Here is a 15,856-nt window from a genome sequence, read left to right as displayed (position 1 = left end):
GGGGCTCCTGCTGCTAGGCGTGACGCCGCGAAGCTAGCACTGGGACGGCGGCGGCGTACTGCGGGACGAGCCGGGCGCCGAGTGTCGCCTTCAGCTCGGCCATGCCCTTGCCGAACAGCACCGACGGCCGTCCGTTCGCCAGCGCCCATCGCACCACTTCGCCGTAGAAGTGGAAGTAGAGGTTGGGCCGCCCGCCGTCTTCGCGCTCCACCGCTCCCCAGTGCCGGGCGATCGGGAGCTCGGGGTGGTCGAGCAGGCTCCCCACCGCCAGCAGCCTGCCGGTGGCCGTTTCGTGGTACTCGATCACCGAGACGTCCGGCTGCCGCAGCAGGGCCGTCAGGTAGCCGACGAAGTGCGGCAGCGCGACGATCGGCACGTCGCGGTGCTTGCGTTCGTTGTACCGCAGGACCTCCGCGACGGCGACCGGGTCGGCCTCCTTGCCCGGGACGAGCCGCACCGCGATCGACGGGTCGGCGTCGACGGTGCGGAAGATCTTCCGCAGGTTCTGCTTCCGCTTCCTGGCCAGCGACTGCATCCAGTCGTCGCGGGAGCCGAACCGGGCGACGTCGAGCACGGCGACGTCCTCGGTGCGCCGGACCAGCCGCACCCGGCCGCCTGCCGCCGCCGGCTCGCCGAGCTGGCGGACCAGCATCGCGCGGAACCCGGGCCCGAGCTCAGCCCGCATCGCCGGGACGTACGACTCGAGGAGACGGCTCAGCCCGCCGTCGGTGCCGGCGTCCGCGAACCACCAGCCGGGCAGGGAACTGACGCCGGGCGCCCGGACGACCAGCCCGCCGAGCCGGCCGCGGCCCGTGCCCGCGAACCGGTGGCGGCGGGTCCGGCCGGTCACCCACGCGGCGCCGACCACGCCCCGCGGTTCGCCGCCGTCCCGGAACACGGTGACCGGCTGCGGGGTCCGCGCGGCCCACGCCTGGGTGGCGAGGACCTCCCAGCTCCAGTCGGCGCGCAGCCCGGCCCGCTCCCGCAACGCCGTCCAGTACGCCGGTTCCGCGTCGTGACGCGGGTCGAGGACGTCGATCACCACCGCGTCACCGGCCTCGGCACGACCACGCCGAGCAGCGGGCTCGGGGTGAACCCCAGTGACTCCTTGAGCGGGACGACTCCGCCGCCCAGCGACAGGAACTTCCGGTTGTGCTCGATCATGTGCCGCACCCCGCCCGCGATGATGCCGAAGTAGAGGTGCTTCGGCCGTCCCTCCGCGAGGGGCAGCGCGGCCCAGTGCTGCTGCAGCGGCATCACGGGGTGGTCCAGCAGGTTGGTGAAGGCCAGCAGCCGTCCCCGGGCGTCGTGGTAGGTCGTGGTGACGACGTCCGGGCGGCGGACGAGCTCACCGAGGTAGGCGGCGGCGACCGGCCCGCGCGGGTCGAACTTCAACGGTCCCTTGGCTTCGCGGTGGGCGCGCAGCATCGCCGCCAGCTCGGCCGGGTCGAGGTCGTCGCGGGCGGGGCCGGCGCGGACCACCACACCGGGGTCGGCGGCGATCTTGCGGAGCTGGCCGCGCAGGCTCGACCGCCGTTTCCTGCTCAGGGACGCGAGCCAGTCGTCGAGTTCGGTGAAAGTGTTCTCCAGCACCAGGTCCGGGTGGACTTCGCGGACCTGCCTGCCCCGCCCGGACACCAGGCCCGCGGCGTCCGGGGCGATCCCGCGGTACACGACGCCGAGGCAGCCGGGCCCGGTGAACCGGCAGGCCGCCCGTTCGAACCGCCGCAGGATTTCGCGGCACGCGGCCGCGTCCAGCTCTTCGGCGAACAGCCACGCCGGGTGGCACGGCGCCCAGGCGTGCCGCACCTCCAGCCAGCGCGGCCCCCACCGGGCGGGCCCGCGCCACCCGCCCGGACGGCACAGCATGGCGAGCACCGCACCGACCAGCGTGTCGCCTTCGGTGACCACGGTCAGCAGGTCCGGGCTGCGGGAGTGTTCCGACTCCGCGCGCAGGAGGCCGTAGTCCCAGATCAGCGGCGCCTGCTGCGCCCGGAGGAACGCGGCCCAGCCGGCGGGCTCGGGATCCATGCGCGGATCGAGCACCCGGACGGTCCAGGTCATCGGCCCAGCACCGGCCGGGGCACCGCGGCCGTGTAGATGGTGCGGGTCCGGAAGCCCAGCTGCTCCTTGAGCTCGACCATGCCGCGCCCGGCGGACAGCTCCTTCGCCCCGCGCTCGGTGAGCAACCGCACCGCGTGGACGTAGGAGTCGAAGTACAGGCCCTGCGGGCCGCGCTCGTGCAAGGGCAGCGCCGCCCAGTGCTGCATCGTTGGGCTGTCCGGGTGGTCGAGCAGCGTGTTCACCGCGAGCAGCCTGCCGTCGGCGGTGGCGTAGGTGAGGGTGTGCACGTCCGGCCGGCGGAGGAACCGGTGCAGGAAACCCGCCGACGGCAGCGTGCGCGTGTCCATCTTCAGCGGTCCGTAGCGCGCGCGGTGCTCTCGGATGAGCCCGGCCACGACGGCGCTGTCGACGTCGTCGCGGCCCGGGCCGCTCCGCACCACCAGGTCGGGGTTCTCCTCGATCCGCCGTCGACGTCGCCGCAGCGCGGACCGCCGGGCGCTCGGGAGGGAAGCGAACCAGTCCTCTTCGGACTCGAACCGGTTCTCCAGCACGGTCGTCGGGTCCACGCGCTTCACCACACGGCCGCGGCCGCCGATCCCGGTGGCCAGGTCCTCGCCGATCGAGCGGTAGACCACGCCGAGCAGGCCCGGCCCGAGGTGGCGGCCCAGCTGCCGTTCGAACTCCCGCACCAGCGCGAGCCGGTCGGCGAAGCCGGGGGCGAACACGATCCCGGGGAACCCGCTCAGCCAAGGCTGGTACACCTCGGCCCAGTGCGGCCCGAGCGGCCGTCGTCCCGGCGCGGGCGCGAACCGCGGCGAGAGCCGGGGACGGCAGAGCATGACGGACAGGCCGGCGACGAGCTCGTCACCCTCGGCCGCGACGACCAGCAGCTGCGGGTTGCGGGCACCCCAGGCTTCGAGACCCATCAGCTCGTAGTCCCACACCAGGTGCAGCCGCGCGGCGCTGGAGAACGCGGCCCAGCCCACGGGTGCCGGATCGACGCGGGGATCGTGGAACGCGAACTTCATATGAGCACGACCGGGGTGCCGTGCCGCGGGCAGGGCGCGACTTCGCCGGGGACGCCGCCGGCCGGGACGACGTCCACGAACCGCGGGGAATCCTGGCGCAGCAACGTGAACGCGAGCCCGGCGGACGTTCGGCGCGCGTAGACGTGCGGCCAGTCGAGGTGCCACCGGCCGCAGTTGCCGAGCGCGCCGAGGTAGCCGAGCGCGGGGTCGTGCAGCACGCCGTACGGGCCGGCGTCCACTGAGTCCAGTTCGCGGTGCGGCACGGCTTCGACGCGGTGCGCGAGGTCGTCGGGCACCACGTCGGTGAACGTGGTGAGCGCCTTGTCGTCGCCGACCGCGAGCACGCGGTGGCCTCGCCGCAGGACGGCCGTCACCTCGCCGAGCACCGCCGCGGACGGCGTGTCCGGGTCGGTGACACAGCCGCGCACGCCCTTCGGCAGGTCGGCAGGCGGGCGCAGACCGTCCGGTCCGAGAAGCACGACAAGGCTGCCACGCTCGGGTTTCCGCGCCGTGCGAAGGACCCGGCCGAGCCCGCGGCCAGGCTCGGTCCGCTGGGTGCCGCCCGCCAGCGGGACCAGGTCGACGACCTGGTGCAGGGCCTCGGCGAGCGGAGCGGCTCCGCCGTCCGTTCCGGTGCGCCCGGGCACCAGAACCGGATCTTCGCGGCCGTCGAGCGCCCAGCGCTCACGGTAGAACGGCACCGTGGCGAACGCCGACCGCACCGCACGCAAATAAGCGGCGCGCCAGAGCACCGCCACCCCCGGATTCCCCATGGCGCAGCAGTCTGTGTCACCCGGCCCGGCTTTGGGAAGCGCCCCGGCGGCAGAACACGCCGAATGCCCTAACCTCGCGACTTCTTCCCTGGGCTGAAAGGACGAATTCCACTCCTTGCCGTCCCCAAACGGAAGGTTTTCTGCTTATAACTCGCAGACCGCAGAGCTTATCGGATCCAGCTGGGGGATTCATGAGGAGTAGTGCCACGGTCGGTGACCGTGCGGACACAAGACCGCGCACACGGCCTTGGTCCACCCGATGACCAGTCCTTTCCCCGGACCAGACCAAGGTGGACTCAGCGTAGTCATCCCGTGCTTCAACGAAGTCGAGAACGTCGAACCGTCCTATCGGGAAATTACCAACGAACTAGGTCACTATTCGCTTGAACTGTTTTACGTCGACGACGGGAGCAGCGACGGGACGCTCGAGAAGATCATTTCTCTCGCCGCGGCAGACCCGCGCGTGCGGTATGTGTCCTTTTCGCGCAACTTCGGTTTCGAAGCCGCGTTCTCGGCCGGTTACCGGTACGCGACGAAGCCGTGGATCCTGCACATCGACGCCGACCAGCAGTTCCCAGCCGCGGAGGCGGAGAAGCTGATCGCGGCCGCCGCACACGGCCACGACGCGGTCTTCGGCGTCCGCACCAACCGCCAGGACCCGCGGCTGCGGCGCTGGGGCACCGCCGCGTTCCACTTCGTGGGCCGCCGCGTGCTGCGCATCGAGATCCCGCAGGGCGCCACGGCGTTCCGGCTGGTCCGCGCCGAACTGGCCCGCAAGATCGTCGACCTGCGGCTCGGCACGCCGTACTTCCTGGCCACGGTCCCCCGGCTGACCAGCCGGTACACCTGCGTCCCGGTGGCGCACCGGGCCCGTGAGCGCGGTGAGTCCAAAGTGGGCATGGGCTTCCTGAGCTCGCACGCCATCGAGCTGTTCGTCGGCTTCACCCGCAGGCTGACGACGGCGGCGTCCGCGACGGCTCTGTTCGCCGCCGCGATCGGCGTGCTCGCGGCGGGCGCGGCGGCGTTCGGGCTGCTCGGCGCGAGCGCCTCGGCCGCGGTGCTGTTCGTGCTGCTGTCGGTGCTGCTGCTGGTCCTCTCCCTGACCGTGCGCTACCTCGTCGTGGTCGGCGCCGGGCAGCCGAGGCCGCGCCAGTTCTACATCCGGGAAGCGAACGTCGTCGTCGACGCCGAAGACCGGCTCTTCACGGCCGAGGACCAGGGGGGTCCGCGGCTCATCGATGTCCAACTGGGGAAAGGCGTTTCAGCGTGACGAGTTCCGAAGTGGACCCGACGAGAACTCTGGTGATCCTGGGGGGCGCGGACGGTTCGGTCAGCACCTACGAGCGGGCGCGGGAGCTGGGGTTCCGCACGATCTGCGTCGACGTCCGGCCCGGCGCGCCCGCGGTGGCCTGCGCGGACGAGTTCCTCCAGGTCAGCGTGCGCGCGCCGGAGCAGATCGCGGCGGCGCTCGACGGGCGCCGCGACCTGGCGGGCGTGCTGTGCCCGGCCAGCGACGTCGGGCTGCCGACGCTGGCCTGGCTGACCCGGCACTGGGGCATGCCGGACCCGTTGCCGGAGTACGCGGTGAAGGCGTCGACGGACAAGTCCGTGTTCCGCGCGCTGTGTGACCACTTGGGACTGCCGAGCTACCGCAGTGTCGGCGGCCGGCCGGGGCCGGAACTGGTGGCCGCCGCCCAGCAGCTGCGCTTTCCGGCGCTGGTCAAGCCGGTCGACTCGTCCGGCAGCCGCGGAGTCGTCTCGTGCTCCGGGCCCGGCCGGCTGACCGCGGCGTTCACGGAGTCGCTGGCGTTCTCGCCGTCGGGCCGCCTGGTGGTGGAGGAACACCTCGACGGCGGGCACTTCACCATCGAGGCGCTGGTCGTCGACGGCCGGATCGTCTTCCACGCCGTCACCGACCGCACGCTGACGCCGCCGCCGTTCTTCGTGACGTCGTCACACCTGCTGCCCGGCGCCCTGCCCGCGGACGTCGAGCTGCAGCTGATCGAAGCGCTCGACCTGATCTGCACCGAGCTCGGCTACCGCACCGGCCCGCTCACCCTGGACGCCGTCCTCGGCCGGGACGGGCGGCTCTACCTCATCGAGATGGGTGCCCGGATGGGCGGCAACGGCCTGGCGGAGGCGATCGAGCACTGCTACGGCGCCGATCTGATCGCCGCCGGGATCGCGGCGGCCACCGGCGGCGAGGTGCGGCTGGACTTGCACGAGCCGAAGCCGACCCTGGTGCACATCCTCGCCTCCGACCGCGGCGGCCACCTGTCCCATGTGGACGGTGTCGAGGACGTGCGCTCGATGCCCGGCCTGGTCGGGCTGCACCTGTTCGCCGAGGCGGGCTCCTTCGTCCGGCCCTACGAGCAGGCAGGCTACAAGCTGGGTTACGTCGTGCTCACCGCCGGTTCGGTGCCCGAGCTGCTCGCCGCGGAGAACGCCGTGCGCGGCACGCTGAAGTTCCTGCTCCACGAGCAGGACATGGCGGTACCGCTGCCGTGACCGTGCCGTCCACCGCGCCGGCGGTCGCGGCCTCGCCGCGGCCGGCGGTCGTGCTGCGGCTGCTCGCCGGCCGGGGCGCGTTCCGGTTGTCGGTCCAGCTGATGGGGCTGGTCCTGATCACGGCGTGGGGTGCCCACGACTACGGGCGGTTCGCCAACGCGCTCGGCCTGATGGGCTGGCTGAACTTCGTGCCGTCCGCGGTGGAGAAGTCCGCGCTGAAGACGCTGCCGCGGCTGCGGCTGACCCGGGACGCCGTCGCGGCGCTCGCGGTCCGGCTCGCCACGGCGCCGGTGCTCGCGGTGCTGGCCGCGATGGTCGTCGCGCTGGTGGCGGCCCCGCGGTCGGACGCGGCGCTCTACCTGACGGCGGCGGCCTGGTCGATCTGCGGCGGGCTGCTGATGACCGTGTCCGGGCTGCACCGGTTGCGCGAAAAGTCCACTTTGGACGCCCTCGCGTTCACCGCGGGCGCGGTCGTCGTCGGCGTCGTCACCTGCGTGACGTGGGCGGTGCGCTGGTCCCCCGAGACGCACCTGGTGCTGCTGCTCGGCGGGCTCCTCGTGCTCCTCGGCGCTTCGGTGGCCCTGCTGCCACGGCCGTGGCTGCGCGGCGGCGGGGTCACCGGGCACCGGTTGCTGCCCGCGTTCGGGCGCAGCACCGTCCTGCTCGGCGCCACCGAGCTGCTCGACGTGATCTCGACGTCGGTGGTGTTCGCCGTGCTGGCGCTGTCCGGGCGGACCACCGACAGCGGCCCGTTCTACCTGGCGCTGCTCGTTTCCAGCGCGTTCTGCTCGCTGCTGTTCTACCAGCTCAGGCTGCACCAGCCGGCGGCGTCGCGGCGGATGCGCGGCACCGGCGCGGCCGCCGGGCGGGCCCGCGCGACGGACCTGCTGCGGTTCGTCGAGCGGGCCGGGGCCGTGTTCGTCGTGCTGCTGGGCGCCGGTCTCGCCGTGCCCAGCACTCGCGAGCTGCTCACCGCCGAAGACGCCTACGTGGCCCTCGGGGTGCTCGTGCTCGTCGAAACGGCGTTGTACGCGATCGGCCTGTACGCGGGCTTCCTCATCGAAAACACCAACAGCAAGGTGCTGACGCTGACGTCGGGCACCGCCGTCGTGTCACTGGCCGCCACCGTCGTGGCCGCGGTGCTGCTCGTCCCACCGCTCGGGCCGGTGGGCGGCTTCGCCGCGCTCGTCTTCGCCCTCGCGGTCAAGGCGGCAGTCCTGCGACGCCTGCTCCGCCGCCACTGAAGTTTGACTCACCGGGAGAAAAAGTCATGTACGTACTGGGCATCAGCAGGGTCCACGACTCGGCGGCGGCACTCGTGCGCGACGGCGAGATCGTCGCGTTCGCCGAGGAGGAGCGCTTTACGCGCGTGAAGCACGACGGCGGCTTCCCCGCCGAAGCCATCAAGTTCTGCCTGGAGCGCGGCGGGATCACCTTGGCCGACGTCGACCACGTCGCCTACTACTGGCAGCGCTGGAAGGAAGGGATCCACGCGGCCAAGGTGTTCGCGCGGTACTTCCCGGGCACGCTGGAGGTTTTCCGCAACGCCAACGGCGACGAGGGTGGCAAGTCGGCCGGGATGGTCGACACCTTCAAGACCGGCGGCGGCTCGGGCAGCGACGACTACCACGTCGGCGGCGCGGTGCTCGCGCACCTCAAGCGGTCCTACACGTTGGAGAAGGACGTCAAGGAAGCCGCCGGGTGGACCGGCCCGACGAAGTTCAAGACGCACCTGGTCGACCACCACCGCGCGCACGCGGCCAGCGGCTACTTCATTTCGCCGTGGGACGAGTCGGCTGTGCTCACCTTCGACGGCATCGGCAGCGACGGCACGGCGACCTACCTCGCGCACGGCCGCGGCGACAGGATCGTCGACCTGCGGCGGATCAAGTTCCCGCACTCGCTCGGCGCGATGTACGCCGGGGTCACTGGCTACCTCGGCTTCTACCCGACCCGCGACGAAGGCAAGATCATGGGGCTCGCACCGTTCGGCGAGGACACCTACGTCGACGCGTTCAAGCAGCTGATCCACCTGAACGACGACGGCGGCTTCGAGCTGGACCTGAGCTGGTTCGGCCACCACCGCACCGGCAAGCACGTGATGTCCAAGAAGTTCACCGACACCTTCGGCCCCGCACGGCCGAAAACCCGTGTCACGGCGGACAACCCGGTCCCACAGCACTACCGCGACATCGCCTACGCGCTGCAGGTGACGCTCGAAGAGGCGGGCCTGCACCTGGCGCGGTGGCTGCAGCGCGAGACCGGCTCGAAGCGGCTCTGCGTCGCCGGCGGCGTCGCGCTGAACAGCGTGATGAACGGCCGGATCCTGCTGGAGACGCCGTTCGAGGACTTCTTCGCCCAGCCCGCGGCCGCCGACGACGGCTGCGCGCTCGGTGCCGCGCTCGAGGTGTCGGTCGGCAAGTACGGCAGGCCGCGGCCGCGGGACGGCTACACCTACACCGGCCCGGACTACACCGACGCCGAGATGGAGCAGGCGCTGCAGGACGCCGGCGTCGAGTACACGCGCGTCGACGACATCGCCGCGCACACGGCCGCGAAGGTGGCCGAAGGGCGGATCGTCGGCTGGGTGCAGGGCCGGATGGAGTGCGGCCCGCGGGCGCTGGGGAACCGGTCGCTGGTCGCCGACCCGCGCGACCCGGAGTCGAAGACGCGGATGAACGAGAAGGTCAAGCACCGCGAGGCGTTCCGGCCGTTCGCGCCGTCGTGCCTGGTGGAGCGCGCGGGCGAGTACTTCGTCAGCGACTACCCGTCGCCGGTGATGCTGCTGGTGTTCGACGTGCTGCCGCACAAGCGCGACGAGGTCCCGGCGATCACCCACGTCGACGGCACCGCGCGCGTGCAGACGGTGAGCGAGCAGGACAATCCGCTGTACTGGCGGATGATCAGCGAGTTCGAGAAGCTGACCGGCGTGCCGATGGTCGTCAACACCTCGTTCAACGACAACAACGAGCCGATCGTGGCGAGCCCGGCCGACGCGATCGCCTGCTACCTCAAGACCGACGTCGACGCGCTGGCCCTCGGCCCGTTCTGGGCGGAGAAGCCGCGGCTGGAGGAAGACACCGAATGACGACGACGTCCGCTCCCGTCACCTTGCGCGAGAGCTGGGTGGCCGCGCTCTACCGGCGGCGGCGGTGGCTGTGGCTGGTCGCGGCGGTCCCGGCCGTGGTGACCGCCCTGCTGATCATGGTGGTCCTGCCGCCGGACCAGACACTGGACAACATCGGCGACTGGGCGTTCAAGCTGTGCCCGTTCGCGTTCTCGGTGCTGACGGTGTCACTGTTCCCGCGCGGCCGGTTCGGGCCCGCGCTGATCGTGTTCGCCGTGTTCGTCTACATGTCCTATTTGGACACGGAGCTGGTGCTGCGGATCCAGGACTTCGCGCGGTCTCCCGACGACTTCCAGCCGGTGTACCAGTTCGAGCTGTTCGTCACGACGTTCATCGTGCTGTTCGCGCTGCTGGCCTACCGCCTCGGCGGCGGCCGCACGGCCAACGTGCTCAAGGCGGGCGCCGCGGCGATCCTCGTGGTGATCTCGGGGGTGAACGACCTGACGTTCTGGCTGCTCAACGACGTCTGGTCGGCGGGGAGCAAGCCGGCCGAGCTGAAGTGGGCGTCGCACATGATCGTGTTCCTCGGCGGGCCGCCGAGCGTGCCGGCCGCGGTGGTGTTCATGGCCGTGCACCTGGTGCTGGCCGCGGTCGTCGTCGCGCTGCCGGTCGGCCGGTGGGTTTCGGTCAGAGTCCCCGCTTCGCCGCCTGCAGCTTCGTGACGGCGGACGCGTCGCCTTCGAACTCGAGGCGGACGGCGTCGCGGCCGAAGACGAACAGCAGCAGGTCCACCGGCTCGCCGACGATCGTGACCGGGTCGGGCCCGGTCTTGACCGCGGCCTCCTGACCGGTCCCGGTCCGGAGGGTGACGCCGACGGGAGCCTTGCGCAGGTTGAGCTTGGCGGCCTGCTTGGCCGACTTCCAGGCGGCGATGTCCCGGGGCGTCTCGGCGGGCCGCGGCTGCCAGTCCGGCTGCGCGCGCCGGACGTCTTCGTGGTGCACGAGGAACTCGGCGGTGTTCGTCAGCTCGTCGAGCGGGCCGATCGCGGTCGGCCAGAACTTCGACGGGCCGCTGCGAACCTGCTCGACCAGGCTCGCCCACGGCTTCGCGGCGTAGCGGTCCTGGACTTTCTGGGTGTACCCGGCGAGCGCGGGCACGAGGATGCCCGGCGCGGCGTCCGGCCGGTGCTCGCGCACGACGAGGTGAGCGGCGAGATCCCGCGTGGTCCAGCCCTCGCACAACGTCGGCGCGTCGGGCCCGAGGTCATCGAAAAGCGCGCTCAGCGCCCGGCGTTCGTCAGCAGCGACACCCATGGCGACGACGTTACCCGCTGGTAGACCCCGCTGGCGACGAGAAGAGACGGCGACCTCAGTGGTGGAACGCCGTCGCCTTCGCCGGGTCCTTCGGCCGGCCGCCGAGCTGCTCCAGTTCCGGGAGCACCCGGGCCAGGTCCGCCAGCAGCAGGTCCGCGAGGTCGTGGGTGAAGCCGTTGCGGACCACGATCCGCAGCACCGCCAGGTCGGTCCGGTTCTCCGGGAACGTGTACGCCGGCACCAGCCAGCCCCGCTCACGCAGGCGCCGGGACACGTCGAAGACGTCGAAACCCGCGTCGGCGCGGGTCGTGAACGCGAACACCGGCAGCTGGTCACCCTTGGTCAGCAGCTCGAACGGGCCGAGCGCGGCGATCCCGGCGGACAGGTGCATGGCGACGTCGCGCGAGGCCTGCTGCACCGCGCGGAATCCCTCCCGGCCGAGGCGCACGAACGTGTAGTACTGCGCCGCGACCTCGGCGCCCGGGCGGGAGAAGTTCAACGCGAACGTCGGCATGTCGCCGCCGAGGTAGTTGACGTTGAACACCAGCTCGGACGGCAGCGCCGCCTTGTCGCGCCAAATCACCCAGCCGACGCCCGGGTACACGAGCCCGTACTTGTGGCCCGACGTGTTGATCGACGCCACGCGCGGCAGCCGGAAGTCCCACACCAGGTCCGGGTCGAGGAACGGCGCGATCATCGCGCCCGAAGCGCCGTCGACGTGCACCGGGATGCCCCAGCCCGTCCGCTGCTCCAGCTCGTCGAGCGCCGCCGCGATCTCCGCGACCGGCTCGTAGCTGCCGTCGAACGTCGAGCCGAGGATCGCGACCACGCCGATGGTGTTCTCGTCGCAGCGCGCGACGGCTTCGTCGGCGGTGAGGTGGAACCGGTCGCCTTCCATCGGCACCAGCCGCGGCTCGACCTCCCAGTACTCGCAGAACTTCTCCCAGCACACCTGGACGTTCGCGCCCATCACCAGGTTCGGCTTCCCGGTGCGGCCGAGCCTGGCCCACCGCCGCTTCAGCGCCATCCCGGCGAGCATGCAGGCTTCCGACGAGCCGGTCGTCGAACAGCCCATGATGTCGCCCGGGTCGGGCGCGTTCCACAGGTCGGCGAGGATGTTCACGCAGCGCCGTTCGAGCTCGGCCGTCTGCGGGTACTCGTCCTTGTCGATCATGTTCTTGTCGACGCACTCCGCCATCAGCTCCCGCGCCTGCGGCTCCATCCACGTGGTGACGAAGGTGGCGAGGTTGAGCCGCGCGTTGCCGTCGAGCATCAGCTCGTCGCGCACGAGCTGCAGCGCGGTGTCCGGCGGGAGCGAGTCGTCCCGCAGCTTGTCGTGCGGCATGACGAACCCGGCCGCGAGCGCCGGGTTCGCCCCGGCGTAGAGCGGGTTCGTCCCGGCCGTGCGGTTCGGTCGGCCGGCTTTCCCCTGATGCAAGACCATGCCACCGAACGTACTGGGCCCGCCGACGCGAAAGGGGCCGCTCCATCCGGAACGGCCCCTTTGGGGGGAAAGTCAGGCCTGCTGGGCCTGCCACATCCAGTGCGCCTCTTCCAGCGCCCGGGTGATCTCGATCAGCAGGTCCTGGGTGACCAGGTCGCTCTTGTCGGTCTCGTCGATGCGCTGGCGCAGCCGCTCGATGAGCGCCGCCAGGATGTCGACGATCGCGGCGACCGTGGACTCGACCGACTGCCAGTTGTCCGGGTACTCGGGCACGCCCGAACTCTCGACGACGGTCTTCGCCTTGCCGTTCGGCGAGACGCCGATGGCGTTGGCCCGCTCCGCGACCTCGTCGACGTACTGGCGCGCGGTGTTGACCAGCTCGTCGAGCTGCAGGTGCGCGCTGCGGAAGTTGGCGCCGACGACGTTCCAGTGCGCCTGCTTGGCGATGAGGGAGAGGTCGACCAGGTCGACCAGCGTCGCCTGGAGGGCGTTGCCGGTGATCTCCTTGTCGGCCTCGGACAGCGGGCTCTTGATCGGAGACTTGCTCATCTGGACTGATCCTTTCCTCAGTGCTTCGGGCGCGTGGCGGGTCAGACGGTGGCGGAGAGCGCGACCTCGATGTTCCCGCGGGTCGCGTTCGAGTACGGGCACACCTGGTGGGCCTGCTCGACCAGCTGGTCGGCCTGGGCCTGCTCGAGACCCGGCAGGGAGACGTTCAGCGCGACGCCGAGGCCGAACCCGACCTCCTGCTTGAGCACGCTGACCTCCGCGGTCACCGTCGAGCCGTTCAGCGGCACCTTGGCCTGGCGGGCGACCAGCTGCAACGCGCTGTGGAAGCAAGCCGAGTAACCGGCGGCGAAGAGCTGCTCCGGGTTGGTCTTGTCGCCACCCGGGCCGCCCATTTCCTTCGGGACGGCCAACGACTCGTCGATGACGCCGTCGGACGAAGTCACTTCGCCGTTGCGGCCGTCCCCGCGTGCCGTCGCCACCGCGGTGTAGATCGCCTGACCCATGCTCAGCCTGCCTTCCGTCGCGGACGCTCCTCGGTGAGCGTCTCACTGGGCACAACATCCCGCACCCGCGGAACGGTGCCCCCACATGGCAGGCATCACGTCGATGAATTACCCGTGGACTTCCGGGCAAAACCTCTGTGACAACCGGGGCTCCGCCCCGGGCCGGGGGCTCCGCCACCCGGAGCCCCCGAAAAACCTCTCACACGGTCCGCGTCACCGCGAATTCGGCAACTTGCCGCCCGATCAGGCGAAGGGTGCGGACGGTCTTCTCGTCCGACGCGCCGCCGGCTTCGTCGAACTTGGTCTCGGCCGAGTTGATGGAACCGCCGAGCGGGGTCGCCCAGCCGCGCAACGCGTGCGTGATCGTGCGCAGCTGTTCGAGCGTGGTGACCGCGGCTTGCCAGCCGTACGCGACGGCGGCGAGGCCGACCGCGCGGCCGTCGAGGTAGGGACGCCGGTCCTCGCGGAGGTCTTCGACGTAGTCCAGGGCGTTCTTGACCAGGCCGGACAGCGCGCCGTGGTAGCCCGGCGAGACGACGATGAGCCCGTCCGCCTGCCGGATGGCCTCGACGAGCCGCGTCGCGCGCTCGTCTCGCTCGGGCACGCCGGCGTCGTAGAACGGCAGCACCAGTTCGGGACCGGTGAGCAGCCGGGTCCGGACGCCGGCTTCGGCCGCACCGTCGAGCGCGATCTGCAGCGCGCGTTCGGACTGGGAGCCCGTACGCAGAGAGCCGCCGATCCCGAGCACGTTGACCGTCCTGGCTGAAGTCACGTTTTCCAGGCTAACCCCTCCACTTAACTGGAGGACCAGACTCTGGGACCGAGGTCCTGGTCACAGCTGGACCTGTTACCTACTGGCAAGTAACGTCCTGGGCGGCCCCGACGTCCAGGAGGAACCATGGCGATCCCGCTCCCGACCCGTGTCCAGGCGGCCGCGTCACAGCTCGCGTTCTGGCTGCCCACGCCGGTGCGGCGCGCGGTCGCGGGCCGTCCGGTCCGCATCGACGGCCAGGACCTCGCCCTCGACGCCCAGCTGCTGCTCCGGCTGCAGAAGATCGCCCGCGCCGAGCTGGTGCGCGGCTCGGTCGAGCGGTCGCGCGCGCTGCTCGACGAGGCCAGGCACCTGGTGAGTGGCAGGCCGATCGAACCCGTTTCGGTGCGCGAAATCGCTGTGCCGACGCCGGACGGCGAGTTGCCGGCGACGCTCTACACGCCGGTCGGACTGCCGGAAAAGTCACCGCTGCTGGTGTTCTTCCACGGCGGCGGCTGGGTGATCGGCACCCGCGCCAGCCACGACAACGCCGTCCGGTTCCTGGCCAAGCACGCCGGGGTGCGGGTGCTGTCGATCGAGTACCGGCTGGCCCCGGAGTTCCCGTTCCCGGCGGCGACGGAAGACGCGCTGGCGGCGTTCGAATACGCGGTGGCGAAGGCGAGTGACCTCGGCGCCGACCCGGCCCGGATCGCCGTCGGCGGCGACAGCGCGGGCGGCAACCTCGCCGCCGTGACCGCCCAGCAGGCCGTCCGGCGCGGCGGCCCGGCCCCGGCGTTCCAGCTGCTGATCTACCCGGCGACGGACTTCGCGCGGCGCTACCGCTCGCAGGACCTGTTCGCCGAGGACCTGTTCCTGACCGACGTGCACATGAAGTGGTTCGAAGGCCACTACGTGCCGGAAGGTTCCGACCTGACCGACCCGCGGCTGTCACCGCTGCACGCGGACACCCTGGACGGCCTGCCCCCGGCCCTGATCGTCACGGCCGGTTTCGACCCCCTGCGCGACGAAGGCGAGGCGTACGCGCGGAAGCTCGCCGACGCCGGAGTCGACGTCACACTCCGCCGCCACGAGGACCTGATCCACGGGTTCATCAACTTCACCGGCGTCGGCACCCGCTTCCGCGAAGCCCTGGCCGAGATGGCCGGCGCCCTCCGCCAGGGTCTGTCCAAACGGGACTGAAGCCGCTTCCGGACGTCATGAACGACTCTTTCCTGTCATCGGACGGGGTGAACGAGTCGTTCACGACCTTCGAAACGGGACGAACCCGGAGCCCGGCGCGGAGAAATGTCCGCGTCCGGGCTCCGGGGCCCCCTGTTTTCGGTGGCTACGACCCTGGCACCGGCAACGGTGGCAGCGGCAACGGCGGTACCGGCAGGGCGCCGAGCAGTCCGCCCAGGATGCCGGTGAGGGCACCCAGCAGGGCCTTGAGGAGGTCGCTGACGATCTTCAGCGGACCGGGCAGGTCCGGGATCGGCGGCAGCGGCAACGGCGGCAGCTGGCGCGGCTTCGCCGTCGGGTTGGCCAGCAGCCGGGCGGACTCGTCGGCCCGGCCCTTGGCCAGGCCGGCCAGCTGCTCGGTGTCGGTCTGGACCGTGTAGCGCTTCCCGGCCGCGATGTCCGCGAGCACCGGGCTCAGCTGCCCCAGGTCCGCGCGGGTGGCGCCGACGTTGCTCGCGTAGGCCACCTTGGTCAGGTCGTCACGCATCTGGAGCACCTGTGCGGCGAGGGCCTGGGTGCTGGAGGACCCCTTGCCCCCGGCGGGGCTCGCCGACGCGATCCCCGCCGTCGCGACCGCGAGCAGACTGCCTGCGGCTACCAGGGCGATGGATCGACCGATCTTGCCTTTCATTCCTAACCTCCTGCCTCGGGGGAC

16 protein-coding genes are annotated in these 15,856 nt (G+C 71.3%); 6 read left to right on the top strand and 10 right to left on the bottom strand.

All coding sequences use genetic code 11. From position 1 onward, the window contains the following. Nucleotides 1-13 precede the first annotated feature (13 nt). Genes CF165_RS05055 through CF165_RS05040 form a run of 4 tightly spaced genes read right to left on the bottom strand, consistent with a single transcriptional unit; the run spans nucleotide 14 to nucleotide 3,814 of the window. Nucleotides 14-1,045, bottom strand: a complete 1,032-nt coding sequence (locus CF165_RS05055) for a GNAT family N-acetyltransferase (RefSeq protein ID WP_205660770.1) — start codon at nucleotides 1,043-1,045, stop codon at nucleotides 14-16. After that, the gene (locus CF165_RS05050) at nucleotides 1,039-2,064 is read right to left on the bottom strand and encodes a GNAT family N-acetyltransferase (protein WP_093946217.1); all 1,026 of its coding nucleotides are present in this window, start codon (nucleotides 2,062-2,064) and stop codon (nucleotides 1,039-1,041) included. The genes CF165_RS05055 and CF165_RS05050 overlap by 7 nt, the downstream gene beginning before the upstream one ends. After that, complete coding sequence (locus tag CF165_RS05045) at nucleotides 2,061-3,092, bottom strand: GNAT family N-acetyltransferase (RefSeq protein WP_093946216.1); 1,032 nt, start codon at nucleotides 3,090-3,092, stop codon at nucleotides 2,061-2,063. The genes CF165_RS05050 and CF165_RS05045 overlap by 4 nt, the downstream gene beginning before the upstream one ends. Next, a complete protein-coding gene (locus CF165_RS05040) occupies nucleotides 3,089-3,814 on the bottom strand; it encodes a hypothetical protein (protein ID WP_093946412.1) in 726 nt (241 codons plus the stop codon). Before CF165_RS05040 ends, CF165_RS05045 begins: the two co-directional genes overlap by 4 nt. Nucleotides 3,815-4,124: 310 nt before the next feature. On the opposite strand from CF165_RS05040, the gene CF165_RS05035 reads away from it, so the two are divergent. From CF165_RS05035 to CF165_RS05015, 5 genes are read left to right on the top strand one after another with little or no spacing between them, the layout of a single operon-like run. Beyond that, the gene (locus tag CF165_RS05035; RefSeq protein ID WP_093946215.1) at nucleotides 4,125-5,135 is read left to right on the top strand and encodes a glycosyltransferase family 2 protein; all 1,011 of its coding nucleotides are present in this window, start codon (nucleotides 4,125-4,127) and stop codon (nucleotides 5,133-5,135) included. Then, nucleotides 5,132-6,373 (top strand): ATP-grasp domain-containing protein, encoded by a 1,242-nt coding sequence (locus tag CF165_RS05030; RefSeq protein WP_093946214.1) that lies wholly within the window; start codon nucleotides 5,132-5,134, stop codon nucleotides 6,371-6,373. The genes CF165_RS05035 and CF165_RS05030 overlap by 4 nt, the downstream gene beginning before the upstream one ends. Beyond that, a complete protein-coding gene (locus tag CF165_RS05025) occupies nucleotides 6,370-7,617 on the top strand; it encodes a hypothetical protein (RefSeq protein WP_093946213.1) in 1,248 nt (415 codons plus the stop codon). Before CF165_RS05030 ends, CF165_RS05025 begins: the two co-directional genes overlap by 4 nt. A 26-nt stretch (nucleotides 7,618-7,643) precedes the next feature. Then, nucleotides 7,644-9,461, top strand: coding sequence for a carbamoyltransferase family protein (locus CF165_RS05020; protein ID WP_093946212.1), 1,818 nt, complete (start codon nucleotides 7,644-7,646; stop codon nucleotides 9,459-9,461). Continuing rightward, entirely contained in the window at nucleotides 9,458-10,162 is a 705-nt protein-coding gene (locus CF165_RS05015) for a hypothetical protein (RefSeq protein ID WP_093946211.1), read from the top strand. Before CF165_RS05020 ends, CF165_RS05015 begins: the two co-directional genes overlap by 4 nt. Here CF165_RS05015 and CF165_RS05010 read toward each other — a convergent pair. From CF165_RS05010 to CF165_RS04990, 5 genes are all read right to left on the bottom strand, one after another. Beyond that, entirely contained in the window at nucleotides 10,128-10,754 is a 627-nt protein-coding gene (locus CF165_RS05010) for a TIGR03085 family metal-binding protein (RefSeq protein WP_093946210.1), read from the bottom strand. The two genes, CF165_RS05015 and CF165_RS05010, sit on opposite strands and share 35 nt — an antisense overlap. A gap of 55 nt (nucleotides 10,755-10,809) precedes the next feature. Next, the gene (gene gad, locus CF165_RS05005) at nucleotides 10,810-12,198 is read right to left on the bottom strand and encodes a glutamate decarboxylase (protein ID WP_093946209.1); all 1,389 of its coding nucleotides are present in this window, start codon (nucleotides 12,196-12,198) and stop codon (nucleotides 10,810-10,812) included. A 72-nt stretch (nucleotides 12,199-12,270) separates the two neighbouring features. After that, nucleotides 12,271-12,747: a Dps family protein gene (locus tag CF165_RS05000; RefSeq protein ID WP_093946208.1), complete on the bottom strand. Its 477-nt coding sequence runs from the start codon at nucleotides 12,745-12,747 to the stop codon at nucleotides 12,271-12,273. A gap of 41 nt (nucleotides 12,748-12,788) precedes the next feature. Continuing rightward, on the bottom strand, nucleotides 12,789-13,211 hold the full coding sequence (locus CF165_RS04995; RefSeq protein WP_093946207.1) for an organic hydroperoxide resistance protein: 423 nt from the start codon (nucleotides 13,209-13,211) through the stop codon (nucleotides 12,789-12,791). 199 nt (nucleotides 13,212-13,410) lie between these two features. Then, on the bottom strand, nucleotides 13,411-13,983 hold the full coding sequence (locus tag CF165_RS04990; RefSeq protein WP_240521456.1) for an NADPH-dependent FMN reductase: 573 nt from the start codon (nucleotides 13,981-13,983) through the stop codon (nucleotides 13,411-13,413). Between the two features lie 126 nt (nucleotides 13,984-14,109). Between CF165_RS04990 and CF165_RS04985 the strand changes: the two genes are divergently transcribed. Next, nucleotides 14,110-15,162, top strand: coding sequence for an alpha/beta hydrolase (locus CF165_RS04985; RefSeq protein ID WP_093946205.1), 1,053 nt, complete (start codon nucleotides 14,110-14,112; stop codon nucleotides 15,160-15,162). A gap of 145 nt (nucleotides 15,163-15,307) precedes the next feature. On the opposite strand, the gene CF165_RS04980 is transcribed toward CF165_RS04985, so the two are convergent. Beyond that, nucleotides 15,308-15,832 carry a hypothetical protein gene (locus tag CF165_RS04980; RefSeq protein ID WP_093946204.1) on the bottom strand — a complete coding sequence of 175 codons (525 nt, stop codon included), beginning with the start codon at nucleotides 15,830-15,832 and terminating at the stop codon, nucleotides 15,308-15,310. Between the last annotated feature and the right edge of the window lie 24 nt (nucleotides 15,833-15,856).

It is taken from the genome of Amycolatopsis vastitatis (genome assembly GCF_002234595.1).
Taxonomy (GTDB): Bacteria; Actinomycetota; Actinomycetes; order Mycobacteriales; family Pseudonocardiaceae; genus Amycolatopsis; species Amycolatopsis vastitatis.
The sequence above is the reverse complement of the archived record's forward strand: the minus strand, read 5'-3'. Positions and strand labels throughout refer to the sequence as shown.

Bases quoted from the DNA above. Each gene is read 5' to 3' on its own strand.
- CF165_RS05050 (WP_093946217.1), bottom strand. From the start codon at position 2,064: ATGACCTGGACCGTCCGGGTGCTCGATCCGCGCATGGATCCCGAGCCC.
- CF165_RS05045 (WP_093946216.1), bottom strand. From the start codon at position 3,092: ATGAAGTTCGCGTTCCACGATCCCCGCGTCGATCCGGCACCCGTGGGC.
- CF165_RS05035 (WP_093946215.1), top strand. From the start codon at position 4,125: ATGACCAGTCCTTTCCCCGGACCAGACCAAGGTGGACTCAGCGTAGTC.
- CF165_RS05020 (WP_093946212.1), top strand. From the start codon at position 7,644: ATGTACGTACTGGGCATCAGCAGGGTCCACGACTCGGCGGCGGCACTC.
- CF165_RS05015 (WP_093946211.1), top strand. From the start codon at position 9,458: ATGACGACGACGTCCGCTCCCGTCACCTTGCGCGAGAGCTGGGTGGCC.
- CF165_RS05010 (WP_093946210.1), bottom strand. From the start codon at position 10,754: ATGGGTGTCGCTGCTGACGAACGCCGGGCGCTGAGCGCGCTTTTCGAT.
- gad (WP_093946209.1), bottom strand. From the start codon at position 12,198: ATGGTCTTGCATCAGGGGAAAGCCGGCCGACCGAACCGCACGGCCGGG.
- CF165_RS05000 (WP_093946208.1), bottom strand. From the start codon at position 12,747: ATGAGCAAGTCTCCGATCAAGAGCCCGCTGTCCGAGGCCGACAAGGAG.
- CF165_RS04995 (WP_093946207.1), bottom strand. From the start codon at position 13,211: ATGGGTCAGGCGATCTACACCGCGGTGGCGACGGCACGCGGGGACGGC.
- CF165_RS04985 (WP_093946205.1), top strand. From the start codon at position 14,110: ATGGCGATCCCGCTCCCGACCCGTGTCCAGGCGGCCGCGTCACAGCTC.
- CF165_RS04980 (WP_093946204.1), bottom strand. From the start codon at position 15,832: ATGAAAGGCAAGATCGGTCGATCCATCGCCCTGGTAGCCGCAGGCAGT.